Source organism: Desulfovibrio sp., assembly GCF_041907885.1.
In the GTDB taxonomy this organism is placed as follows: Bacteria; Desulfobacterota; Desulfovibrionia; order Desulfovibrionales; family Desulfovibrionaceae; genus Desulfovibrio.
Genome location: NZ_JAYRGM010000003.1, coordinates 118,965 through 141,174, shown reverse-complemented (window position 1 = coordinate 141,174; position 22,210 = coordinate 118,965). Strand labels below are relative to the sequence as shown.

Below are 22,210 nucleotides of genomic sequence, written 5' to 3'. Positions count from 1 at the left end.
TTTTTTTATTGCCAGCGATGGGGTATGACAAGGGCTGAATTTTATATAAGGAGCCGCAATGCCCCAATATTTTGCCTACGGAACCACGGAGACCGGCTATCTTGCCCGCAAGGACAAGCGCCTTGCCAGCGTGATGGAGCGCATTGGCCCCATCAGGCGCGAGGTGCGGCCAGACCTTTTTGACGCCCTCATGCACGCCATTGTGGGCCAGCAGATCGCCACCAAGGCCCAGCAGACAGTGTGGGGCAGGCTGGTACAGGCCCTTGGGCAGGTTACGCCAGCCACTGTGGACGGCATGGATGCCGAGCCGTTGCAGCGGCTGGGGCTTTCCTTTCGCAAGGTGGGGTACATGAAGGGGGCGGCCCGCAAGGCACTGCTGGGCGAGCTGGACGTGGAAGCCCTGCGGCACATGGACGATGCCAGCGTGAGCGCTGCCCTGTGCAGGCTTGATGGCGTTGGTGTGTGGACAGCAGAGATGCTCATGCTTTTTTCGCTCCAGCGGCCAGATGTGCTCAGTTTTGGCGATCTGGCCATCCACCGGGGGCTGCGCATGGTCTACCGCCATAAAAAGGTCAGCCGCGACCGTTTTGAGGTATACCGCCGCCGTTTCAGCCCGTATTGCTCGGTAGCCAGCCTGTACCTTTGGGCCGTGGCAGGTGGAGCCCTGCCGGAGCTTGCCGACCCCGCAGCCTGAACCGTTGAACTGAATTCCCCGCAAAAAGGTCCAGTAGTTCATTTTTTATAATATGCTGAAATAATGATTTATTTAATTATTTAATATCGATAGTTAGAAATGGCAAATCTTACTGAAAGAAGTTGTGCTCGGTATGACGCTGGAATTACATGGTAAGAATTCCTAGTATCTTTCTATTAAAGACTTGTGAAAATAAGGATAATTGATATATAGGAGTTTGAATGTGTGCCGATAGGGATAAAGAATCAGCACAGCACGCAGAGCTTGCTGGGTTTGTCGATTTTTTCACAAGGGGTAATGGTCTCTGGAACAGCCGTGCGTTGACGCCGCACAAAAGGGGTAGTGATGAAAATTGGTTTGCTTGCCAGGATGGGCCTTTCCATCCTGACTCCTGCAATTGTCGGGCTCATGCTTGTGGCTGGGGTTTGCTACAAGATGTCCGAAGAAATGCTGCGGGAGCAGATTGCCACCGACATGGGCGCACTGCTCGAATGCCAGAGCATCGGCCTGGAGGCTGTGTTTAACGGCCTTGAACAAGGCCTTAAAACCATGACCGAAAACCAGCGTATTCGTGATCAGGTGCTGGCCTACACAGAAGGCAGGCCTGGCGTATTTGAAGGGCCGCTGTTCAGCCGGGCCGACCGGGCCCTCGAGTCCTTTGTAACCAGCAATGACACCGTCTATTACGCGGGCATAATTGCGGTGAACGGCAAGGTTCTTGGGCACCGTGTAAAAAATCAGCAGGGCCCGAGCAAATTTGTGGAAAGCGATTTTTCTGACCGCGAATATTTTCAAAAAAGCAAAACAGGCCAGCCCTGCGTTGTGGGCATCAAGAGTGCCTCCACCGGCGAATTTGCCACGGTGATTGCAATGCCGCTGCTTCTGAACAACCAGACCATTGCGGTGCTGGCAGCAGGTATCGACAACAACATTCTTGCCCAAACTACCACCAACAAGATCAAGGTTGGCCAAAAGGGCCTGGTCTATGTGTATGACATGAAGGGGCATGTAATACTGCACCCCGACAAGGCTGCCCTTGGCCGTGACGACAGCCAGCTGCCTCATGTGGCGCAACTGCTCAGGCAAAAGAATGGCCGCACCCGTTTTGATGACAGCAAGGGTGAAAGCAAGGGGCTGTATTATAAAGAGTTGCCCCACGAAGGCTGGATCATTTGCGTTGAATTTGACCGGGGCGAAATTTTTAAGCCCATCAGCGATCTGCTGGCCAATGCCAGCCTGCTCACCCTTGTTTGCGCCCTTATTGTGGGAACCATGATCTTTATTTCCGCTCGGGGTATTGTGCGCATGCTGGGCGGCATTTCCGGCGTGGCCGAGGCTGTTGCCGGTGGCCGTCTGACAACCAATGACAAGGAACGCTCCCTGTTTGACTCCGCTGAAAAGCGCGGCGACGAATTCAGCACCCTGGCGGCTGGCATGCGGCGTATGGTTGAGAGCATTCGCCACCTGTTGAGCGAGAGCGAGCACAAAACAGAGGCTGCCCAGCACGCAACAGAAAAAGCGGAAAAAGCCACCGCCAAAGCGGAAGAAGCCGCCCGTCAGGCCGAAAGTGCCAAGCGTGAAGGCATGCTTGCTGCCGCTGGGCAGCTGGAAGAAGTGGTGAGCGTCATTTCTGCTGCGTCTACCGAGCTTGCGGCGCAGATAGATCAGTCGGACAAAAGTGCCGTGGAATCGTCGCAGCGGCTGGCCGAGGCCGCTACGGCCATGAATGAAATGAACGCCACCGTGCAGGAAGTTGCCCGCAACGCTTCCTCGGCATCTGCCGTTACGGCAGAAACCCGCGCCAATGCAGAGAGTGGCGCGGGCATTGTGGAAAAATCGCTGCAAAGTATCGGTCAGGTACACAAGGTTTCGCTGGCGCTCAAAAACGATATGTCCACGCTCAACCAGCACGCTCAGGCCATCACCCAGATCATGAACGTCATTTCGGATATCGCCGACCAGACCAATCTGCTGGCGCTCAACGCAGCCATCGAGGCCGCCCGCGCGGGCGATGCCGGGCGCGGCTTTGCCGTGGTGGCCGACGAGGTACGCAAACTGGCTGAAAAAACAATGGCTTCCACCAACGATGTGGGCAATGCCATTGCCGCCATCCAGGGCAGCGCCGGGCAGAGCGTGCAGGCCATGGAAAAGGCCCTCACCGAGGTGGAGACAGCCACCGACCTGGCCCAGCAGTCTGGCGATGCCTTGCAACAGATTGTGAGCAAGGTCGAAGCCTCTGCCGATCAGGTGCGCGCCATTGCCACGGCCAGCGAGCAGCAGTCGGCAACCAGCGAAGAGATCAACCAGTCCATCGTGTGCGTCAACGAAATGTCTGGTCAGACAGCCCAGGCCATGGGCGAGGCCTCGCGCGCAGTGAGCGAGCTGGCCCGCCAGGCAGAGCGCATGAGTGAGCTGATTGCGGAGATGAAGCGGGGCTAACCCGCAACTGCAAAAAAAATTCAAGCTCCCCGGAATATTCGCATTCCGGGGAGCTTGTTTTTATCTGGCAGGGTACGTCGCCCCCGGTTTTTCTAGTGGGCAGCAGGGGCAATAAAGTATTGCCACAACAGGGTCACCAGCAACAGGCTGAGCGAAACAGTCAAAAAGCGGCGCACAGCGGCGGGCCCAATGCGTATGGCCATGCGGCTGCCAAGCCAGTTGCCGAGGCAACAGGCGGCGGCCATGGGCAGGGCCAGGCTCCACACCACAACGCCATTCATGATAAAAACGACCGCCCCCGCAAAGTTTGAGGCCAGGTTAAGCACCTTTGAGGTGGCCGAAGCTTCCATAAGCCCCATGCGCAAAATCCAGTGAAAGGCCAGAATAAGAAAACTGCCCGTGCCGGGGCCAAAAAAGCCATCGTAGCCGCCCATTATCAGGCAGACAAAGGCAACAGGAATCCAGAACCGGGGGCCCGAATGCGGCAGGGGGGCCTGTTTACGTTCTTTTTTGGGCAGCAGGGTGGCGCACATGCCAATGGGCAGCAGCGCCACCAGCACCTTGCCTAGAACCGCCGCGTCAAGCAGCAGTGCCAGGCGCGAGCCCGCCCACGAGCCCACCAGCGAAAAAACAATGCCAGCCAGAGCCACGCGCCACAAAACAAGGTTGCTGCGGGCAAAGTTGCCAAGGGCCACACAGGTTCCAAGGCAGGCGCTGACCTTGTTGATGCCCAGTGACTGGTGCGGCGGTACGCCGCTGAGCAGCAGGGCAGGCATGGTAACAAGACCGCCGCCGCCAGCAATGGAATCTATAAATCCTCCGCCAAAAGCAGCCGCAAGGCCTATGGCGTAAGTGAGCAGACTGAAATCGAGGGCCACGGCACTACCACTCCTTAAAGATAACCCAGGCTGCAAGCACTATAAGTGCAAAGCCCACCAGGTGGTTCCATTTTAACGGTTCGTGCAGCCATAAAGTCGAAAAACCCATGAAGACGGTCAGCGAAATGACCTCCTGAATGGTTTTCAGCTCTGCGGCTGAATAGTAGCCGTAGCCTATCCTGTTGGCAGGAACCTGTAAAACATACTCAAAAAAAGCGATGGCCCAGCTTGTAATGATCACTATGGGCAAGGCGGTGCTTCTGTAGCGCAGGTGTCCATACCACGCAAATGTCATGAAAAGATTGGAGCAAAACAATAAGCCTACAGTGCTTACGGGAACAGGAATCTGCATGATATAATCCGTGGGCGGTCGCAAGGGCGGGGCTTGGCAGGCCGAAAAAGGTTGCACAGGAGCACATCCATTTATCTGCTGCGGGCTGGCACGTCAATATTCCGGGAATGGCCGTAGGCGGTGGTTTGCGCAGTACTCGCCGCTGGGCTATGCTGCGGCTGCGGCGTCAACACGCACCGCAGTCACCATGGAGGATCACCATATGGCGGCACGCTCTCAGCGCGCTAAGAATGCTGACAACGGAAACATGTCTTCGGCGGAAACTGTGACACATGGGCATGCCGGCGCGGCAGAATCCACGCCCGACAGGGTTACATGGTCGCTGTTTCTCAAGGCGGCGCTGCTGGTTACGGCCATATGGGCAGCTTCGGCCCTTGTGCTGTATTTGACGGTTCAGGATTTCAGCAAGTCGGGCACGTTTGGCGATTCGTTCGGGGTACTGAACACGCTGTTTTCCGGCCTCGCATTTGCGGGCATTATCGTGACCATCAAGATGCAGAACGACGAAATGCGCGAGCAGCGCAAGGAACTGCAAAAACAGAAAAAAGCCGCCCAGGTATACCATAGGGAACGTATGTTTCTGATGCTGATGGACGAATTCAAGAAGTCACGTGAACACCGGTTCAGCATTGCAGATGTGCGTCTTGTGCTGCGCGAATGCCTGTGTGATGTGGCTGTCCTCAATGCGCGCAGTGCCGAAGTGGGGCAGGCACTGGTCAGGGAAGTGGAGGGTCTGCTTGCTGGTATGGCGGGTGAAACGCCCCTGCTGCCTGTTTTTGGGCGGCGTATACACAGGCACGAACGTTGCGAGGTCTTTATCAAAACGTTTCGGCAGGCGGCAGAAAGCGCCAGAAAAATAGACCCGGCCAACAAGACGGAATATTACGATATTGTCTGCAACAGCATGTCGGATGCCGAGGAAGCCCTGCTGTTCATGTGCGCGGTGGCACGCGGCGGCGCGCAGGCGCTGGGCGATCCGCAGGTTGCAAAGCTGCGCGAAAGCTACGACGAGATACGCGACAGGCTCTAGCCCCAAGGCCTGGCGGCAGTGTCTGGCCGCGATACTGATGGGCATGATACTTCTGGCCGCACTGGTTCTGGCAGATATAGTTCTGCAACATAAAAACCCCTGAACTGCTTCAGGGGTTTTTCCGTCGCTCCGTGCCGCCGTGCCTGGTTGCCAGTGGCAAACCATGGCGGCAGCGGCGCGTGGCTTCCCTCATGGAATGATTTTCCGGCCACCGACACCTGCCAGGGGCCGGAAAATCATGTGGGGAGGGGAGTATGTACAGGCTGCTGTCTGGCCGGGCCAAACCTAGGCAGCCATGGTGTCGAAAAGTTCTTTGGCGTTGATGTTGGTGGGGTTGGCACCCAGCACCGCTTCAAGGTGCTGCCGGGCTTCTTCGGCGCGGCCAAGGTAGATCAGGCAGCCAGCCAGGGTTACGCGCACTGCTTCGGCTTCAACGCCTGCCTTCAGGGTATCTTCCAGATAGGGCAGGGCGTTTTCAACGCAGCCGATCTGGTAAGATTCGCGAACAAGGCAGTTCAGGGCCACAATGTTTTCCCTGGATTTCTTCAGGGCAAGGGCAAAGTGGTCAAAGGCAAGCTGGTGTTCGCCCTGTTCCATGTACACAAGGCCGATGCCGCACAGGGCCTTGTCGGTTTCTTCCACAGCGGCGGCCTTCTGGTAGAGCACCAGCGCCTTGTCCAGGTCGGAGCGCTGCACGGCTACGGTGGCAAGACCCAGGAAGGGAGCCGCGCTCTGCGAATTGCTGCTGGCAGCCTTGCGGTAGTATTCTTCGGCCTTGTCAAAGTCACCCATGAAAAGGTAGCACTCGCCCAATTCCTTATTGATTTCGTAATCCAGTTGATTGCTCATGGTATCCTCCCCAACTGAGGCTGGTTTGTGGTCGAGCGCTGTATGCGCCACTGACTTGCCTCTTTATATGCACTGAGTGTGCCAATAGGAAAAGAGTGCAATAAATTCAGCCTGGTGATTTGGCACATTGCAAAATCTGCGCGGCTCCTTGGCCTTGGGGGCTGCCCAAAGCGCCAAAGCCTTGGCAGACAGGGCCAGCCTGGAGGAAGGAATTGCCCGGCAGGCAATTCTTGCCGGGGAGTGCGGGGCGAAGGCCACGGTGCGAGCGGTAAAAAAAGGCCGCGCCGCTCGTGCGGCCCGGCCCGGAATGCGGTGAGGCAGAAAGTGTCAGGCAGAAAGTGTCAGGCGGTGCGCAGGCTTTGCGCTCCACCGTGTACATTGATGTGGTGCAGCATAACGCCCAGCACCCCTTCGATATCCAGATGCGATGTGTCGATGATCAGCGAATCCTGGGCGGGACGCAAGGGGGCCACCGCACGGTTACGGTCAAGGGCGTCGCGCTGGCGTATCTGCTCGGTGAGCGTTGCAAGCTCGGCGTGCTGGCCGCGTGCCTCAAGGTCGTGCAGGCGGCGCATGGCGCGCACCTCTGGGGCTGCATCGAGAAAGAACTTGAAGCGCGCCTCGGGAAAGACCACTGTGCCCATATCGCGCCCCTCGGCCACCAGGGGAGATTTTTCGCCAATGGCCCTCTGCGTGGCGCGCAGAATTTCGCGTACCACGGGCACAGTGGCTATGCGGGCGGCCAGCATGCCCACGGCCTCGGTGCGCACCTCGCCCCGCACGGCCTCGCCGTTGCAAAACAGGGTGGATTGCTGACCAAGGCCCGAAAGGGTGAATGTCCACTGCGCGCAGCGGGTGCGCAGATCTTCCTCTGGCAGGTTTTCTGCCCCTGCGCCCAGCTTGAGCGCCATGCAGCGAAACATGGCCCCGGTATCGAGGTAGGAAAGCCCCAGGCCTTCGGCCACGCGCCGTGCAAGGGTGGTTTTGCCCACGCCTGCGGGGCCGTCCAGGGTTACTACGGGCAATCTGGCGCTCATGCTTTTACTCCGCCCTGTGCGGGCTTTGCCCCCAGTATTTCTGCCATGGCAGAAAGAAAGGCCTTGTTTTCCTGCTGGTTGCCAATGCTTACGCGCAACAGGTCGGGCAGGCTGTAGCTTTTGAGGGGGCGAATGATAATACCCCCGGCAAGCAGGGCCTCAAAGCAATCGGCAGCGTTTGCCGCGCCCTCTGGCATGCCGAACATCAAAAAGTTTGCCTGGCTTGGCCATACGGTGCAGCCCAGGGCAGTCAGACCGTCAAAAAGTTCCTTGCGGCCAGTACGCACGGCTTGCTGGGTTGCGTCGTAGAAGGTAGTGTCTTCCAGCGCGGCCATGGCTGCTTCTTCTGCCAGAATGTTGACAGAAAAGGGCAGTCGGGCCCGCCAGAGATAGTCAGCTAGGTGGTCGGGCAAAATGCCATAGCCCACACGCATGCCCGCAAGCCCAAAACTTTTGGAAAAGGTCCGCATAAAGGCCGTATTGGGCGGCATGATGCCCGCCGCCAGCATGGATGACGCTTTTTCATCATCGGCAAAATCCACATAGGCTTCGTCCACCACCAGCAGGCAGTCGGGGGCCTTTTGGGCCAGATCGCGTGCCAGCGCTTCCACCGCAGCACGGGGCGGGCAGTATCCAGAGGGATTGTCGGGTGTTGTCACAAAAACAATGCGCGTATTGGCATCCACCAGATCAAGAAGGGCGGCAAAGTCAAACGAAAAATCCTTTTCAAGGGGCTGCCGACGAATCTCTATGCCGCAAATGCGCCCCTGAATGGGGTATATGCTGAAACAGGGGTTGAAACACACAATGTTGTGCGTGCCGGGCACTGCCAGAATGCGGATGAGCAGATCAATGATTTCGTCCGAGCCGTTGCCGATGACCACGCGGTGTTCGTCCACTCCGTGCCGCTTGCCCAGGGCCCTTGCCAGCCGGGGGTTGCCCCCCTGCGGATAACGAAAAGCCCCCGCCGCATGGCGCACAACGGCCTCGCGGGCCAGAGGCGGCATGCCCAGCGGATTTTCGTTGCTGGCCATTTTGATGACCTGGGGCAGGTTGTACTTATCCTGGATTTCGGCAATGGAAAGGCCCGGAACATAGGCTTTGAGGGCCATTATTTCCTGGCGCACACTGATCTCGGACATGGTTTCTCCACCAGTATCGCCCGGCGGGCGAAGCTTCAGGGCAGCGCTTGAGCGCAATATGGCATGGTTGTTTACACTAATATGTTTCAGCCAACAAGCCGCTGCATGGCAACGGCTTGTTGGCTGAAAAGTAATAAAAAACAGATTGTTGCGCGACAATGCGCTGCCGGGCTATTCCTCGGGTTCCGAGGGGCGCACCGTCAGTACGGGCATGTCGGCGTTCTTGACGATCTTTTCTGCCACAGAGCCAAACAGAATGCGGTCGATGCCCTTGCGGCCATGCGTGCCCATAACGATAAGCTCGGCCTTTTCTTCGCGCGCGCGGTTGAGAATTTCTTCTGCCGCGTAGCCAATGAGCACCTGGCCCTTGGCTTCTACGCCCACAAAGTTTTCGGCAACAAACGATTCCATGGATTTTTCTGCGCCGGTGACAATTTCGCCCACAAAGTTTTCAATGGTATTGGGCGGTACATGAAAGCCCACATACTGGCTCAGGGAGGGGGCGGTGTACACAACAAGCACGCTGGCGTTGAGGCCCTTGGCGAGAAGCACCGCATATTCGGCAACTTCCTTGCTGTGTTCGGAAAGGTCTACCGCGCAAAGAATCTTCTTGATTTCCTTCATGGCAAACTCCTGTTCCCCTCGATGGCAGATTGATAAACGGACTGGCTGAATAGGGGGGCTGACAGAGGGGGGGTAATTATGGTGTTGCAGCCTTATCCTTTGCCTTCACCTAGATTAAATGGTAGTTTTTTTCATCACAATAGACAAGACATTTTGCCTAACGCCGCAACGGGGCAGGAAAATTTTTCCTTGTGACCGGGCCTGGGCTGTGAAAAATCAGTCTGTTACGGCGGCGTGCAGTTGTGGCAGGTTTTTTGCACATTTTCTGCAACGGCAGTACGCCAACCCTGGAGGCGACATGAAAGTTACCAACGACCAACTTGAGGCGCTGTTACGTCAGCAGAGCCAATCCTCAAGTACATCCCGCGCGCAGACAGCGCAGGGGGGTGGTTTTGAGGCGGCTTTGACCGAACAGTTGGGCCTTGAAAACGCCGTCGCAACTTCTGCGTTTCCTACATCCGCAACGGGGCAGGCCTCGCAAGCCTCAATGATCAGCCAGATGCTGCTGGGCACCACCCAGACAGAACCGGCAGATATTGACGAAGACGTTATCCAAAGCGCCTTCTCCCAGGCCTCTGGCACGCTGGATATGTGGGATTCATACGTTAATGCCCTGGGCTCGTCGGGGCAGGGTGGATCATTGCGCGAAGCCTATTCTCTTTTGCAGGGCATAGATGGGCAGGTTTCCGCACTCAAGACCAACACTGCCGCCGTGCGCGGTCAGAATGCGGGTCTTGATTCACTGGTCAACGAGCTTGACGTAATGACCGCGACGGAAAAGTTCAAGTTTAACAGGGGCGACTACACCAGCTAGATGCCCTAAAAAAACCGCCGCGAGATCAGGGTTTCGCGGCGGTTTTGGTTTTAACGGCAAGGCCGTCTGCTTTTTGGAGCAGGCGGCCTTTGGATTCTATGGCGCTGCGCCACTGAGCAACGCCCCCGTAACCTGTGGCTGCGGGGGCGTTGTGGCGCCAAGCCTGGCAGTTGGCCGCGCCGGATTGCGTGTGATTACTTGTTGCCAGCGGTGGCGGGCTGGGCGGCAGCGTCGGGGGTGCCAGACATGGCAGCCATGCCGGGGCAGCCGCCGTTGCCCATCATGCCGTGGCCCATGCCCCGGCCCATACCGTGTCCCATGCCGTGGCCTGCCATAAAGGGAATACCCTTGTCAGACATCTGCTTGAGCATGTCGGCCCTGGCGGCATACAGCTTGGCGTCGATGTCGCGCAGATCTTTCTGGGCGGCCTTGACGCGGGCATCGTCGGGCTTGACGCCAGCGGCTGCAAGGTTGTTCAGCTCGGCCATCTTGAGGTGGTGCTGCTGAAGGGTGGGCTGCATTTTTTCTGCAAAATTCTGGTGAATCTGCTGCATGGCGGTCATCTGCTCATTGGTCATTCCCATACCTTGGCCCATGCCTTGGCCCATGCCGGGTCCCATACCCATGCCCATGCCTTGTCCCATGCCCTGGCCCATGTTGGCGGGGCCGTGTCCATCGTGCTGCGCAGCGGCAGAAACGCCCGCAAGGCCAAGAAAGATTGCAAGGGTAAGAGCCGCGCCAGAGGTAACGATCTTCGAAGTCTTCATGATGTGTGTCCTTATATGTTGTGGATGGATTTGATTGTTGTTGCGCCAGCCTGCTCAGGCAGGGGCGTATCAGCAGCCGGAGCCGTAACCGTGGGGGCCGCGTGAGCCCGTATGCTGCCCGCCACACCAGTTGGAGCCCGTTTGTGCTTCTGCCCCGGTGGCAGCCGAAGCCGTTACGGCAAAAGCCAGGGCCAGAGCAAATGAAGCAAGGATCAGGGTAAGTTTAAGAGTGCTCATATATTCTCCTCTACATGTGCCATCTGCTGCTTATGTGTTCAGATGGCCTTTTTCAGCTTCTCGTATTCCTCCAGCGAAATTTCACCAGAGGCCAGGCGTCTTTTGAGAATGGAAAGCGAATCTGCACTGTCCATATTTCTTTTTTGCTGTGGCAGCATTCTGCTGATAAAAACCGCTGCCAGAGAAACGACCAGAATCATGAATACAAGGTGTGTCATGCCGCTTCCCCATCCCATTACGCTTCCGATATCGCAGCCATACATATCAGTTTCCTATAAATGACGTTGCGCCGTCAGTTGTTGTTTGTTTTTGCTGATGGTTGCTGCGTTTATTCAGCGCCATTTGCAACTGTATAGGCAAAGGGTGTGCCAAGTGCTGCAATTTTTTGTAATATACGAAAATTATTGGATTATTTTACTTGATGATGCGCGGGGCATGCGTAAGACATGCAGTGGATTGTCCATTTTTTACTCATACGGGTATTTTGCTGTCCCATTTTTACCAGGGGGCTTGCGCAGTGAGTAAAAAATACATAACTAGTAAGCTGCGCCGTTGAGGAACCTGCCATGAATTTTACCCGCTCATCATTTTTTCGCCGCCTGTCGCGCCGTCTTTCGAGGCGTTTGTCGGGCATGGGCCTTTCGCCCTGGATGCTGCTTGGCGCGGCCCTTATTCTTGGGCTTACGCTGGCCGGGCTTTCTGTGCGCAGCAACCAGCGTGAACGGGCTTTCATGATCCATAATCTTACCGACAGGGCCGAAGCGCTCATTTGGGCGCTGGAGGCCGGAACCAGAACCGGGCTGCGCCTCAGCCCCGGCGCGGTGCTTGGGCTGCGTCCCCTGCTGTCTGAAACAGCCCGTCAGCCCGGTATTCTCTATATGGCCGTTACCGATACCAGCGGAGCCATACTGGCCCAGAGTGGCGATAATCTGCCGCCCGGCCTGCCGCCCGACGTCGCGCGTGAACAGTCCAGAGATTTGTCCAGAGATTTGGCCCGCGACTCTGCCGGGGCTTCCATTGTTGTGCAGCAACACGAGATCCCGCCGCTGTCCATGGTTACAGACCGGCCCATGTGGCGGGTTCGCAACCGCGATGGGCAAGAGGTTTTTGAAGTGTTTCGGGCCTTTGCTCCTCTGAGCAGATCCCACGGGCAGCACATGGGCCACGGCCCGCACGGCATGGGCGCTATGGCTGGAATGATGGGAGGCATGGGCGGCGGTATGATGGGCATGATGGGCGGCCCGGACGAGCCGGACCCTCGCGATGCCTTTCCCGATGGCCCGCCCCCCAGAGGCCCCCTTGCTGGCCGCCCTGGGCCGGAAGCCCCGCGTCAGGTGGTGGGGGTTGCCCTTGTTGGCTTTGACGCGCGCCCCTTTGAGGATGCCCTGGCGCAGGATGCCCGCACAAATCTGCTTTCTGCCGCACTGGCGGCGGCTTTGGGGCTGGCGGGCTTTGTATCCCTGTTCTGGATGCACAATTCCCGGCGCTGGCGGCGCATTTTGCGCGATCAGCAGGCCATGGCCGCAGAAGTTGTGGCCAGCCTGCCGCTTGGGCTTGTGATCAGCGATCCCGCCGGGCGTATTGCCATGATCAACGATACGGCGCTGGGCATGTTTGGCAAGCAGCGTCACGAGGTATCCACTGCCGATGCCGCCGCAGGCAAAGCCAAGGAAGCACAGCCAGACAGCGCCGGGCATGCCCGCGCATCGGCATCCTCCGGGGCCAGCCCACTGGGTGATTTGCCGGGTCTGGAATGGGCCAGCCTTGCAAAAAAACTGGCAGGTGGAGCGCGTATTCTGGAGCAGGAAACAACACTCTCTGTTGCCGGGGCCAGACCGCTGGTGGTCAGTATTGGCGGTGCGGCCATGCGCAATGAGGACGGCGTGCTGCTTGGTAATGTTTTTGTGCTGCGTGATATCACAGAGATGAAGCGCCTACAGGCCGATGCCCAGCGCAATGACCGGCTGGCCGCCCTTGGGCATCTGGCTGCGGGTGTTGCCCACGAAATCCGTAATCCTCTGAGCACCATCAAGGGGGTTGCCCTGTACATTGCCCGCCGTATGCCCCTTGGCGGGCGGGAGGAAGAAGCCGCTCAGCGCATGATCGACGAGGTGGAGCGTCTCGACAGGGTGGTTTCCGAGTTGCTCGATTTTGCGCGCCCCGGTTCGTTTGAAACCGTGCAGGCAGACCTGGGCGAGATCATTGGACGCGCCCTGCGCCTTGCCGAGGCAGATATCAAGGCCAAGGGCATAGCCGTGGTGCAGGAGATGGAGCCAGATTTCCCCGTGGTCAAGATCAGCCCGGAGCGGCTCACCCAGGCGCTGCTGAATCTTTTTCTCAACGCCGTTCAGGCCATGGAGCGCGGCGGTACGTTGCGCGTATCGGCACGTACCCTGCCCAACGCCCTGTTCAGCATAACCGTGGCCGACACGGGGCCGGGCATACCGGCAGAGATTCAGGCCTCCATATTTACGCCCTATTTCACCACAAAGCCTTCTGGAACGGGCCTTGGGCTCGCCATAGTTTACCAGATTGCCGAGGGCCACGGCGGGCGGGTGAGCGTGGGCAATGCCCCAGGGCAGGGCGCAGAATTCACTCTTACCTTGCCGCAGGATGGCGGCAGGTAGGCTTCTTGCCCGCCAGTTATTGCCTGTATCTGCACCAACAGCCTGATATAGCAGATTTTTTGAGGATAGAATCATGACTGCAAATACCGCCATACAGTTGCTGGTGGTGGATGATGACCGAAACCACCGCGAGATGCTGCGTGCCCTGCTCGAAGAATGGGGATACACGCCCACAGGGGCCGCCAGCGGCGAGGAAGCTCTTGAGCTTTGCCGTCAGCGCCCCTTTGATCTTCTTCTCATGGATGTGCGCATGGGGGGCATGAGCGGCATTGAGGCCACAAGGGCCATCAAGGCTTATAATCCCGCCATCCCCATTCTTATCATGACCGCCTACTCGGATGTTTCAAGCGCTGTGGAGGCGCTGAAGGCCGGAGCATACGACTACCTCACCAAGCCTCTGGCTTTTGACGCCCTCAAGCTTGCGCTTGAGCGTGCGCTCGACCACGCCAGTCTGCGGCATGAGGTGCGCACCTTGCGGCACGAGCTGGCGCAGGGCATGGACGCCCGCAATGTCATAGGGCAAAGCCCGGCCATGCGGCAGGTGCTGGAGCTTGTTTCGGCCATTGCGCCCTCTGAGGCAACCGTGCTTGTTACGGGAGAATCCGGCACGGGAAAGGAGGTGGTTGCCAGGCTTATCCACGCCAACAGCAACCGCCGAACCGGCCCCTATGTGGCGGTAAACTGTGCGGCTCTTACCGAAACGCTGCTGGAATCGGAACTGTTCGGGCACGAAAAGGGCGCGTTTACCGGGGCGGAAAGGCGCCGCGAGGGGCGTTTTCTCGCCGCAGACAAGGGCACAATTTTTTTGGATGAAATTGGCGAGATCCCCCTTTCCATGCAGGTTAAGCTGCTGCGTGTCATTCAGGAGCGTGAGTTGCAGCGGGTGGGTGGCGACCAGACCGTGCGGGTGGACGTGCGCATTCTTGCGGCCACCAACAAGGATCTGGCCCGCGAGGTGGAGGAGGGACGTTTTCGGCAAGACCTCTACTACCGGCTCAATGTGGTGGCCTTGCAGCTGCCGCCCCTGCGCGACCGGGGGGAGGATATCCCGCTGCTTGCCATGCATTTTATGAGGATTTTTGCCGAGTGCAACGGAAAGACGGTCAAGGGTTTTACGCCCACGGCCATGGATCGCCTGCTGAAACATCCGTGGCCGGGCAATGTGCGTGAGCTGGAAAATGCCGTGGAGCGGGCTGTGGTTTTGCTGGTGGGGGAGTATATCAGCGAGCGCGAGCTGCCGCCAACCATTGGCGGGCAGGAGGCGGATGGTGTGGCAACGGCGCGGCTGGACTTTGCCAACATGACGCTGGAGGAGATTGAGCGGCTGGCGGTTATGGATACTCTGGCCCAGGTGGGGGGCAACAAGAGTGAGGCGGCGCGGCGGTTGGGCATCAACCGCAAGACTTTGCTGGCAAAGCTGGGTGACGGAAAGTAGTGGTATGTTTGGCGTGGGTGGCGGCGGGGAAAGGCAATAAGGCAGGCTAGGGCTTTGTGACGCGGGCAGAGCCTGTCAGCCGCATTTACACAAAACCGACTTTTCCGCCCTGAATGCGTCAGCGCCGGAATTTTGATGCTCACGTACTTGAGTACGCTGCGCTCAAAATCCCGGCGCTTCCTTTTCAGGCCGAAAAACGCGTATTTTGCAAATTCGTCTAACACCAGCCATCGCCTTCGCTTCGCTGCGGCGAGTTTAAGGAAGGTGACTTCACAACCCGCTTTTGATGACGGGCGGTGAAAGGCAGGAAGGCAGAAGTAGAAAGGCAGACACACAAGAAAGACGAGGGAAGCAAAAAGCAGGAAGCGTGTGCGTTGTGTGGTGCGGGCCGGTGCAAAGATTTTTTGTCGTAAATAAAGTGAACTGCGGTAGCTGGCTGAAACGGACTTTATTCAAAGCGGAAGCGTGCTCTGGCATTTACGCGTCGCGGAGGGAGATCACCTGAATGAGCGTAGCGAGTGAGGGAAGCTCCCGCAGCGCAAGACGCGTGCCCTCGCAAGGTTGCGGAAATTGAAAACGCTCTTGGGGGGTGCTTCGGGGGGGATGCAAGGGGGGCCGCGAAGGGGGCGCAGCCCCATAACCGGCCCCACCTTGCCGCGCGCCGCGCAGGCGTCCCAAACTTCGCCGGACGGCGAAACCCCGCGCCCGCAGGGCAGAAAAATCAAAGGATCACTACCGTACCACGCTAAAAGAGCCGCTAAAATAGCCCTCGCGCCGCGCAGGCTCATAAACGCAAAAATCCCCGGCCACATTGCAACGTAGCCGGGGATGGTCGAAATCTGTCAGCAGTTAGCGCTTGCGCGTTTCACTTGAAAGACTGTCCACATAGAGCCAGAACAGCGTGCCCATTTGCAGCGGCTTGGGCTGTCCATCGGGCCCCTTGAGCGGATCACCGGGAATACTGGCCATGCAGCACCACCAGCCGGGCTGGTTGAGCACAAAGGAAAATTCGCCCTTGTTGTTGGTGCGTGCGGCGATGTCTTCGTGCCACGAGGTCGGCACTGTGCGTTTTTCTGTATTGATGCGGGCCATGCGCACAGAGGCGGCGGCAAGGGGCTTGCCGTCCATGAGCACTGTTCCTGAAAACATGGCAGGTGCGGTAAGGCCAAAGGGGCGGGAGAGGGGCACGATTTCAAAGCGCTGCCCCACGGGCAGGCTCCAGCCGCGCTCAACGCCGTAAACGGGCAGTGTGGTTTTTACGTAGTGCTGCAAATAGCGCCCGTGAGCTGCGTCCCACCAGGGGCGGCCCTCGATGATAAACTGATAGAGCCCCGGCTTGGTGAGGGCCACGTTGGCTCCCCAGGCTTTTTGGTTCAGGTAGCGGATTTCTTCCAGGTCACCCAAAAGGTCGCGCCGTTCTGGCTGGGCTACGCCGTCCTTGACGGGGGTTGTGCTGTCGTAGCGTAGCACGGCGAACATTTGCGGCATATCCATAACCAGCCCTTCGTACTGAAAGGGGCGCAGCATGGTTATAAGAACGTCAAGTTCTTCGTTTATCTGTGGTTCGGCAGGGGCCTGCGCGGCAGATTGTGCCGCAGACTGGGCCGCAGATTGTGCCGCAGTTTGGGGCTGGTCTGCTTTGGCAGATGCCTCGGCCTGCGCAGCTTCGCCATTGGTGCCAGACTTGCCTTCTGCTCCGGCCTGTTCCGGCTGTTTGGCGGCAATGTCGGCTGGGTTTTTGGCATCCTGCGGGCGTTTTTCGTCCTTTTTTTCCTCTTTTTTGGCCGGGGCATCAGCCTTTTGGCGAGGGGCGGGGGCTTCAACGCTGGGTTGACTGGGTACAAGCAGGGTTACCTGCGCCTGCGCACTGGCGGCAAAAAGCAGGCAGGATAAAAATGCCCATAGCGCTGCTACAGCTGCATTATTGTGCTGAAAAAACCCCAGATGACAGGCTCGGTGTGCGCTGGGCATGAATACTCCTGGCTGCGCCTGCATCCCGTGGAATGGGCGGGAAAATCCTGTTTTTGTACAGCGAACGTACAGGCGCGTGTGTATGTGTCCTGTGTATAGCTCAAGAGCATGGGCTTGTCATGTGGTGCTTGTGTCATAGAGCCGCTAAAATTGTGATTTTTACCGTCAATTTGGAGTGTTGCGCGGTGTTCTGGCGACAAATACTGCATCCACCCGCGTGACGCCGCCCGCAAGCAGGGCCTTGGTGGCTGCGGCCATGGTGCTGCCCGTTGTCATCACGTCGTCCACCAGCCATACGTGCAGGCCGCTGGCCTCCGTCGAGGCGTTAAAGCTGTGTTGCACGTTGCTGCGCCTGGCCCTGGCACCAAGGCGCGCCTGTTCCTTGCCGGGAACCGGGCGCGAGAGCAGCTGTGTTGCCAGGGGCACACCAGTGTAGTTGTGCAGAATTTTTGCCAGCTCATGCGCCTGATTGTATCCCCTGTGCCGCAGATGGTCTGGGTGCTGCGGCACGGCGGTTATCACGTCCGGCCAGGGCAGGCAGGACACGGATTCCAGCATGAAGCCACCAAGCAGGGGGGCGAGGTACAAATGGCCGTCAAATTTGAGCCGCAGCAGAATGTGCCGCAGTGATTCGCGATAAAGACCGTGAAAAGCCACGGCGCTCCAGGGCGGGGGATTTTGCAGGCAGGCGCCGCACACAACATTGCCTTCGTCCGGGTTGGCAGGGGGCAGCCCGCAGCGGGGGCAGCGCGGCCCGGTGTAAGGGGTGAGCAGGGCTGTGCAATCGGGGCAGAGCGGAGCGTGTGCAAGTGTGTCTGCAAGAGACATGGGGCGAGGATGCGTGAGGTGTTGCCCGCCCTGCGCGGGCGCTGATGGCCAGTGCGGCAGCGTGGGCGAAAAAGGGCGCAGGCAGTGTACACAGCGGTTTTGCGCCAGCCCAAGCCGGTGTTGGAGGCGTGTCAGGCCTGCGGCCATGGCTGTGGCCAGACCAGAAATTATGCCGGATTTCTGCTGTGAAGGCGGTTTTGCCTTGCCGGTGGGCCGCACAGTCTTGCACGAGGAAGGCAAGCGCGCAGGGTCAGGAATTTGCACTTTCAGGGGCAAGTGTTGAAGTCAGCGGCTGTGGCAGTTCGTAGATAGCAGAATTTGCGGCATTTTCCTGGGCATTTTCTGTGGCGAGCCTGTGGCCCCAGTCATGCCCCCAGGCGTGCAGGGCCGCCATGACAGCAGGGCGCTCGTGCAGATCCTTGAGAGATTCCAGCCCGCGCAGCAGGCGCGTTTCGCGCATGCCAGCATCCAGCGGCGCCAGAAAGTATTTGAGTGAAAGCAGCGAGCCCGAAAACAGAAGGTTGCCGCGCCGTCTGCCAGCGGTCATGGCCACAAGCACGGGCTTGGCGCGCGAGAGCGGCAGGGGCACGCGATCTTCGCCCCCCCGCTTGGCCCAGAAGCGCTGCGTTCTGTCGATTAGCGCCTTGAAGTGCGCGGGCAGAAAGTAAAAATAAATGGGGGAAGAAATCATGATCAGTTGTGCTTCGGCCATGAGCTGAAAAACTTCTTCGGCCTGATCCATTACAGGGCACTGGCCGTTCTGGCCGGGAAGGGGATGCCCGGCCAGAACGCAGTTGTGCGGCGGTCTGAAGCAGGCCCCGCAGCCCGTACAGGGCGAAAAAGCATAATCACGCAGGGCAACAGTGCGCAGGTCTGCACCCGCTTCGGCCATGCCTTTTGCAAAAAGGTCGGCCACAGAATCGGACACGCCGCCCGCATGGGGGCTGCACTGAAGCACAAGAATTTTGCTCATAGAGTGAATTCACCGCAAAAAGGGTTGCTTTTTTTCTCGTCGCCAATGGTGGTGGAAGGACCGTGCCCAGGATACACAACGGTGTCTTCCGGCAGGGCAAAGAGCACCTGTGACACTGACCGCAGCAGGCCCTCGTGGTCGCCACCGGGAAAATCGGTGCGGCCAATGGAGCGGTAAAACAGCGCGTCGCCTGTAAAAACCAGATTTTCTGCCGGGAAAAACAGCGAAACGCCGCCAGGGGTATGCCCTGGGGTGGCCAAAACCTCGCAGGCCATACCGCCAAAACTGGTGTTGCCCATGGCAATGGGCTGGGCCGTGTAGGGGGTTACCGAGGGGAATCCCCACAGGCCGCCCTGGGCGGATTCGGTGTCTGCAAGGCAGTCGTCGTCGGCGCTGATATAAACGGGAGCTCCTGTTGCTTGCTGTAGCTCGGCCACGCCGTAAACGTGGTCAAAATGCCGGTGGGTGATGCAGATGGCCGCCAGGGTGAGCCCGTGCGTGGTCAGGTATTCGAGCATGGGTTCCGGTTCGCCGCCCACGTCCACGGCAATAGCCTGTTTGCCGCTGTGGAGAAGGTAGCTGTTGGTCTGCAAGGGGCCGAGGGGAAAGGTGGCAACAGGCATAAAAATTCCTTTGGTTTGTCGATATCAGGCGCGCAATGTGTGATTGCATGCACAAATTACGACTTTGGATAGTCTATCGTGGATGGTTTTTACAGGCAAGTATGTGACAGGGCTGTAACGCCGCTGCGGCAAATTTTTTTTGCCCTTCCTCAAGACCGATAGCCGGACAGAGGGGCAAAATCAAGCCGCAGTACCGCGACGCCCGTGGCAAGCGCGCGGGCGGTGCAAAAGGCGGGTAGGTAGTCTTGAAATTTTCTAGACAACCGGCGCGTGCCACACTACAATTTAAAGATGCAAAAAAACAGCCCGCCGCTCGATCTCGCGCGTGAAGACCTTATGGAAATGGAAGGCCTGTTGTGTGAACAACTGTCTTCATTTTTGTCCTTTTCGGGACACGCCCTGTATTTTCCCACCAGCCCCGCGTCTGCCGAACCCCAGCTCTTGACGCGTGAGCGCCGGCTGCTGCTGCCGCTGCTGCGGGAAAATCGTTTGCTGGGCGTATTTATGCTGCATGGGGTAAGGGCGCGCGAAGCGCGGCCCTTGCTGCCTTTTTTGCCCGCCATTGTTGCCCTGGGGCTGGAAAATCTTGCCAGGGCCAAGGCCATGCGCACCGATGCGGTGACAGGCCTTGCCACAGAGCAGGCCCTTTTTGCCCACATGGAAGACGCCGCAGAGAGGCTGCGGGCCTACCTTGAGGAGCCCGGCGCGGAAGAAAGCGGCCCCGCCCCCCTGCACTGGCTGTGCATGGGCCTTGTGCTGCTGCGGCTTGCCAACGGCGATTCGGTGGTGCAGAGCGGCGGTCATGCCTTTGCGGAGAGGTATCTCAAGGCTCTTGCCGATGCCTGCCGCGAGGCCCTGCCCTCGGATGTGCTGGCAGCCCGTGTGGGACGCTGGGAAATTGCCCTGCTTTTTCCCGCCAGCGGGCGCGGCGCATGCCACAAGCTGGCCAGGGCCGCCCTTACGCGCATGGAAGCGGTGCGCATGCCCTATCCCGTAATGACCAAGGTTGTGCGTCCACGTCTGTGTGCCGGGCATGCCCTGTACCCGCAGGACATGCAGGGTACGGAACTGCGCATTGCCATGCACGATCAGGCGCGCATGTGCATGAACCGCGCGCGGCTGGCCGCCGACGTGGCTGGGCAGGAGGCAGATGGAGCCGATGCCGTGGAAAGCCGCATCATGCCCTTTGCGCGCATATTGCAAGAGGGCGGCATGGTGCTGGAATCTCTGCCGCTGGGCCGTTTGCGGCTGAGCCTTGGGCGTCAGGCCAAGGCACGGGAGGGTATGCGCTTTGCCCTGTGGGGCCGGGCCGAGAGCGGGGCTGCGCGCTACAAGGGCGAGCTGGTGCTGCTGCACGCGCGCGATACGGATTCTGTGGCCGAGGTCATGCACCTTGAGGATGTAACCTGTCAGCCCGAAGTGGGCGACAGGCTTACCCTGCTTGGTGAAACCCCGGTGTTGAGTCCTGACCTTGACGAACACGAATTTTCTGGCGGTCTCAGGCCCGCAGCGGCCACCGCACGGTCAAAAAGCGATGGGGCCACCGCTGCTGACGGGGCAGCGCCACAGCCCCAATGCGCGGGGGGGCTGTGCGGCCACGGTGATTTTTTGAACCGTTTTGGCGTGGAGGCCGAAAGACGCAGCCGTTTTGCCCTGTGCCTGCTGCGGCTTGAGCCATGCGCTGCCGACCCGGCCTTGCTGGATGGGGCCCATGAGGTCACCAGTCTGCAAGGGCTTGTGGAAACAGCGTTGGGTATCTGGCGTGCGGCGCTTGAAAAGGCGCAGGCCGAGCATGTGGAAGGCGGGACAGGGCAGGCGCTGCCGCAGGCCGTGGGCCAACCCCTTGCTGGCCGCTACGGCAGCAACAGCCTGGTGTTTTTTCACCCCGATGTGGACGCCCACACGCTTGTTTCCCTGTACCAGCAGGTGTGCAACGAGCTGATCAGCCGTGGGTTTCAGGCTGCCGCAGGTCTGGCGGGCTATCCCTTTTTGCAGTTCAGCCGGGCAGAGATGCCCGAATGCGCCCTCAAGGCTCTGGAGTACGCTCTTTTGCTGCCAGATCCCAAGGTGGGCGTGTGCAATTCGCTGGCACTCAACATCAGCGCCGACCGTCGCTACAGCCTTGGTGATGTTTTTGGCGCTGTTGAGGAATACAAGCTCGCCCTGCTGGCCGACGAGGCCAACGCCATGGCCTGGAATTCTCTGGGCGTGTGCATGGCGGCACTGGGGCGGCAGCACGAAGCCCGGCGGCATTTTATGGAAGCCCTGCGCCACGGGCCGGATACCGCCCTGGCCCAGCAGATTTACTACAATCTGGGTACTGTCTGCCAGAGCTTGGGCGAAAGGCGGGCCGCCGCGCAGTACTATCGCCAGTGCGTAAAAATTTCGCCAGATCACCAGTTTGCCCACATCCGGCTGGGGCAGCTGTGCGAACTGGGCGGCAGAAGGGCCGAAGCCCGGCGGTTTTATGAAAAGGCCGCCGCTCTTGAGGACGCGCGCCCCGGCGCGCCCAGCCTGGCCCGCAGGCATCTGGCCCGGGTGGCAGTGCGCCAGCGCAAGGGCAGCGAGGCCCGCGAGCTGCTGCACGAGGCCCTGGTGCGTAATCCGCAGGATGCAGCCTCCATGCTTATGCTGGCCAATATCTATCTGGACAGCAACGAAGACCCCGCCATGGCCGAGCTGCTGGCCCGCAAAAGCGCCGGTCTGCATGACAGGCCAGAGGCGTGGCAGGCCCTTGCCCGCGCCCTGCGCAAGCTTGGGCGGGAAGAAGAAGCCCGCGTGGCCGAGGCCAAGGCCGTACTTTCATAGACACAGACTGTTTTTGCCTGCTTGCAAGGTTTTAAAACTGCCCCCCGTGGGCGGTTTTTTGCGGCCAGATTTTCTGTCACAA

Annotated in this window: 20 protein-coding genes; 7 read left to right on the top strand and 13 right to left on the bottom strand. The window is 59.0% G+C overall.

The genetic code is table 11. The features are described from left to right. The first annotated feature begins 58 nt into the window (after window positions 1-58). Together ACE3NW_RS03305 and ACE3NW_RS03300 are read left to right on the top strand one after the other, a co-directional pair. Complete coding sequence (locus ACE3NW_RS03305) at window positions 59-694, top strand: DNA-3-methyladenine glycosylase (protein ID WP_374280331.1); 636 nt, start codon at window positions 59-61, stop codon at window positions 692-694. Window positions 695-1,039: 345 nt separating this feature from the next. Beyond that, entirely contained in the window at window positions 1,040-3,133 is a 2,094-nt protein-coding gene (locus ACE3NW_RS03300; protein ID WP_374280329.1) for a methyl-accepting chemotaxis protein, read from the top strand. Window positions 3,134-3,225: 92 nt separating this feature from the next. On the opposite strand, the gene ACE3NW_RS03295 is transcribed toward ACE3NW_RS03300, so the two are convergent. Beyond that, window positions 3,226-4,011 carry a sulfite exporter TauE/SafE family protein gene (locus ACE3NW_RS03295; RefSeq protein ID WP_374280327.1) on the bottom strand — a complete coding sequence of 262 codons (786 nt, stop codon included), beginning with the start codon at window positions 4,009-4,011 and terminating at the stop codon, window positions 3,226-3,228. A 4-nt stretch (window positions 4,012-4,015) separates the two neighbouring features. Further along, entirely contained in the window at window positions 4,016-4,363 is a 348-nt protein-coding gene (locus ACE3NW_RS03290) for a DMT family protein (protein WP_374280325.1), read from the bottom strand. Between the two features lie 202 nt (window positions 4,364-4,565). Between ACE3NW_RS03290 and ACE3NW_RS03285 the strand changes: the two genes are divergently transcribed. Continuing rightward, window positions 4,566-5,393: a hypothetical protein gene (locus tag ACE3NW_RS03285; protein WP_374280323.1), complete on the top strand. Its 828-nt coding sequence runs from the start codon at window positions 4,566-4,568 to the stop codon at window positions 5,391-5,393. A 285-nt stretch (window positions 5,394-5,678) separates the two neighbouring features. On the opposite strand, the gene ACE3NW_RS03280 is transcribed toward ACE3NW_RS03285, so the two are convergent. The 4 genes from ACE3NW_RS03280 to ACE3NW_RS03265 form a co-directional block, all read right to left on the bottom strand. Next, window positions 5,679-6,242, bottom strand: a complete 564-nt coding sequence (locus ACE3NW_RS03280) for a tetratricopeptide repeat protein (RefSeq protein WP_374280321.1) — start codon at window positions 6,240-6,242, stop codon at window positions 5,679-5,681. Between the two features lie 341 nt (window positions 6,243-6,583). After that, a complete protein-coding gene (gene cmk, locus ACE3NW_RS03275; protein WP_374280319.1) occupies window positions 6,584-7,279 on the bottom strand; it encodes a (d)CMP kinase in 696 nt (231 codons plus the stop codon). Continuing rightward, window positions 7,276-8,421, bottom strand: a complete 1,146-nt coding sequence (hisC, locus tag ACE3NW_RS03270; protein ID WP_374280317.1) for a histidinol-phosphate transaminase — start codon at window positions 8,419-8,421, stop codon at window positions 7,276-7,278. The genes cmk and hisC overlap by 4 nt, the downstream gene beginning before the upstream one ends. A 171-nt stretch (window positions 8,422-8,592) precedes the next feature. Next, complete coding sequence (locus ACE3NW_RS03265; protein ID WP_374280315.1) at window positions 8,593-9,045, bottom strand: universal stress protein; 453 nt, start codon at window positions 9,043-9,045, stop codon at window positions 8,593-8,595. Window positions 9,046-9,343: 298 nt separating this feature from the next. Between ACE3NW_RS03265 and ACE3NW_RS03260 the strand changes: the two genes are divergently transcribed. Beyond that, the gene (locus tag ACE3NW_RS03260; protein ID WP_374280313.1) at window positions 9,344-9,859 is read left to right on the top strand and encodes a hypothetical protein; all 516 of its coding nucleotides are present in this window, start codon (window positions 9,344-9,346) and stop codon (window positions 9,857-9,859) included. A 194-nt stretch (window positions 9,860-10,053) separates the two neighbouring features. Here ACE3NW_RS03260 and ACE3NW_RS03255 read toward each other — a convergent pair whose 3' ends face one another. The 3 genes from ACE3NW_RS03255 to ACE3NW_RS03245 all read right to left on the bottom strand — a co-directional run bounded on the left by ACE3NW_RS03255 (window position 10,054) and on the right by ACE3NW_RS03245 (window position 11,081). Beyond that, window positions 10,054-10,626, bottom strand: coding sequence for a periplasmic heavy metal sensor (locus ACE3NW_RS03255; protein ID WP_374280311.1), 573 nt, complete (start codon window positions 10,624-10,626; stop codon window positions 10,054-10,056). Window positions 10,627-10,695: 69 nt separating this feature from the next. After that, window positions 10,696-10,863 (bottom strand): hypothetical protein, encoded by a 168-nt coding sequence (locus tag ACE3NW_RS03250; RefSeq protein ID WP_374280309.1) that lies wholly within the window; start codon window positions 10,861-10,863, stop codon window positions 10,696-10,698. A gap of 38 nt (window positions 10,864-10,901) precedes the next feature. Further along, on the bottom strand, window positions 10,902-11,081 hold the full coding sequence (locus ACE3NW_RS03245; protein WP_374280307.1) for an SHOCT domain-containing protein: 180 nt from the start codon (window positions 11,079-11,081) through the stop codon (window positions 10,902-10,904). A gap of 348 nt (window positions 11,082-11,429) precedes the next feature. On the opposite strand from ACE3NW_RS03245, the gene ACE3NW_RS03240 reads away from it, so the two are divergent. Both ACE3NW_RS03240 and ACE3NW_RS03235 read left to right on the top strand, forming a co-directional pair. Then, the gene (locus ACE3NW_RS03240; RefSeq protein ID WP_374280305.1) at window positions 11,430-13,490 is read left to right on the top strand and encodes a nitrogen regulation protein NR(II); all 2,061 of its coding nucleotides are present in this window, start codon (window positions 11,430-11,432) and stop codon (window positions 13,488-13,490) included. Between the two features lie 73 nt (window positions 13,491-13,563). After that, window positions 13,564-14,925, top strand: coding sequence for a sigma-54-dependent transcriptional regulator (locus ACE3NW_RS03235; RefSeq protein WP_374280303.1), 1,362 nt, complete (start codon window positions 13,564-13,566; stop codon window positions 14,923-14,925). Window positions 14,926-15,774: 849 nt separating this feature from the next. Here ACE3NW_RS03235 and ACE3NW_RS03230 read toward each other — a convergent pair. The 4 genes from ACE3NW_RS03230 to ACE3NW_RS03215 form a co-directional block, all read right to left on the bottom strand. After that, the gene (locus tag ACE3NW_RS03230; RefSeq protein WP_374280301.1) at window positions 15,775-16,896 is read right to left on the bottom strand and encodes a DUF4198 domain-containing protein; all 1,122 of its coding nucleotides are present in this window, start codon (window positions 16,894-16,896) and stop codon (window positions 15,775-15,777) included. A gap of 165 nt (window positions 16,897-17,061) precedes the next feature. Further along, window positions 17,062-17,724, bottom strand: coding sequence for a ComF family protein (locus ACE3NW_RS03225; RefSeq protein ID WP_374280299.1), 663 nt, complete (start codon window positions 17,722-17,724; stop codon window positions 17,062-17,064). A 250-nt stretch (window positions 17,725-17,974) separates the two neighbouring features. Further along, window positions 17,975-18,697 carry a flavodoxin family protein gene (locus tag ACE3NW_RS03220; protein WP_374280297.1) on the bottom strand — a complete coding sequence of 241 codons (723 nt, stop codon included), beginning with the start codon at window positions 18,695-18,697 and terminating at the stop codon, window positions 17,975-17,977. Then, window positions 18,694-19,320: an MBL fold metallo-hydrolase gene (locus ACE3NW_RS03215; RefSeq protein ID WP_374280295.1), complete on the bottom strand. Its 627-nt coding sequence runs from the start codon at window positions 19,318-19,320 to the stop codon at window positions 18,694-18,696. Before ACE3NW_RS03215 ends, ACE3NW_RS03220 begins: the two co-directional genes overlap by 4 nt. 291 nt (window positions 19,321-19,611) lie before the next feature. Here ACE3NW_RS03215 and ACE3NW_RS03210 point away from each other — a divergent pair, with 291 nt between their 5' ends. Continuing rightward, window positions 19,612-22,128: a tetratricopeptide repeat protein gene (locus ACE3NW_RS03210; protein WP_374280293.1), complete on the top strand. Its 2,517-nt coding sequence runs from the start codon at window positions 19,612-19,614 to the stop codon at window positions 22,126-22,128. Window positions 22,129-22,210: the final 82 nt, after the last annotated feature.

Bases quoted from the DNA above. Each gene is read 5' to 3' on its own strand.
- ACE3NW_RS03305 (WP_374280331.1), top strand. From the start codon at position 59: ATGCCCCAATATTTTGCCTACGGAACCACGGAGACCGGCTATCTTGCC.
- ACE3NW_RS03300 (WP_374280329.1), top strand. From the start codon at position 1,040: ATGAAAATTGGTTTGCTTGCCAGGATGGGCCTTTCCATCCTGACTCCT.
- ACE3NW_RS03290 (WP_374280325.1), bottom strand. From the start codon at position 4,363: ATGCAGATTCCTGTTCCCGTAAGCACTGTAGGCTTATTGTTTTGCTCC.
- ACE3NW_RS03285 (WP_374280323.1), top strand. From the start codon at position 4,566: ATGGCGGCACGCTCTCAGCGCGCTAAGAATGCTGACAACGGAAACATG.
- ACE3NW_RS03280 (WP_374280321.1), bottom strand. From the start codon at position 6,242: ATGAGCAATCAACTGGATTACGAAATCAATAAGGAATTGGGCGAGTGC.
- cmk (WP_374280319.1), bottom strand. From the start codon at position 7,279: ATGAGCGCCAGATTGCCCGTAGTAACCCTGGACGGCCCCGCAGGCGTG.
- hisC (WP_374280317.1), bottom strand. From the start codon at position 8,421: ATGTCCGAGATCAGTGTGCGCCAGGAAATAATGGCCCTCAAAGCCTAT.
- ACE3NW_RS03265 (WP_374280315.1), bottom strand. From the start codon at position 9,045: ATGAAGGAAATCAAGAAGATTCTTTGCGCGGTAGACCTTTCCGAACAC.
- ACE3NW_RS03260 (WP_374280313.1), top strand. From the start codon at position 9,344: ATGAAAGTTACCAACGACCAACTTGAGGCGCTGTTACGTCAGCAGAGC.
- ACE3NW_RS03255 (WP_374280311.1), bottom strand. From the start codon at position 10,626: ATGAAGACTTCGAAGATCGTTACCTCTGGCGCGGCTCTTACCCTTGCA.
- ACE3NW_RS03250 (WP_374280309.1), bottom strand. From the start codon at position 10,863: ATGAGCACTCTTAAACTTACCCTGATCCTTGCTTCATTTGCTCTGGCC.
- ACE3NW_RS03245 (WP_374280307.1), bottom strand. From the start codon at position 11,081: ATGACACACCTTGTATTCATGATTCTGGTCGTTTCTCTGGCAGCGGTT.
- ACE3NW_RS03240 (WP_374280305.1), top strand. From the start codon at position 11,430: ATGAATTTTACCCGCTCATCATTTTTTCGCCGCCTGTCGCGCCGTCTT.
- ACE3NW_RS03235 (WP_374280303.1), top strand. From the start codon at position 13,564: ATGACTGCAAATACCGCCATACAGTTGCTGGTGGTGGATGATGACCGA.
- ACE3NW_RS03230 (WP_374280301.1), bottom strand. From the start codon at position 16,896: ATGCCCAGCGCACACCGAGCCTGTCATCTGGGGTTTTTTCAGCACAAT.
- ACE3NW_RS03225 (WP_374280299.1), bottom strand. From the start codon at position 17,724: ATGTCTCTTGCAGACACACTTGCACACGCTCCGCTCTGCCCCGATTGC.
- ACE3NW_RS03220 (WP_374280297.1), bottom strand. From the start codon at position 18,697: ATGAGCAAAATTCTTGTGCTTCAGTGCAGCCCCCATGCGGGCGGCGTG.
- ACE3NW_RS03215 (WP_374280295.1), bottom strand. From the start codon at position 19,320: ATGCCTGTTGCCACCTTTCCCCTCGGCCCCTTGCAGACCAACAGCTAC.
- ACE3NW_RS03210 (WP_374280293.1), top strand. From the start codon at position 19,612: ATGCAAAAAAACAGCCCGCCGCTCGATCTCGCGCGTGAAGACCTTATG.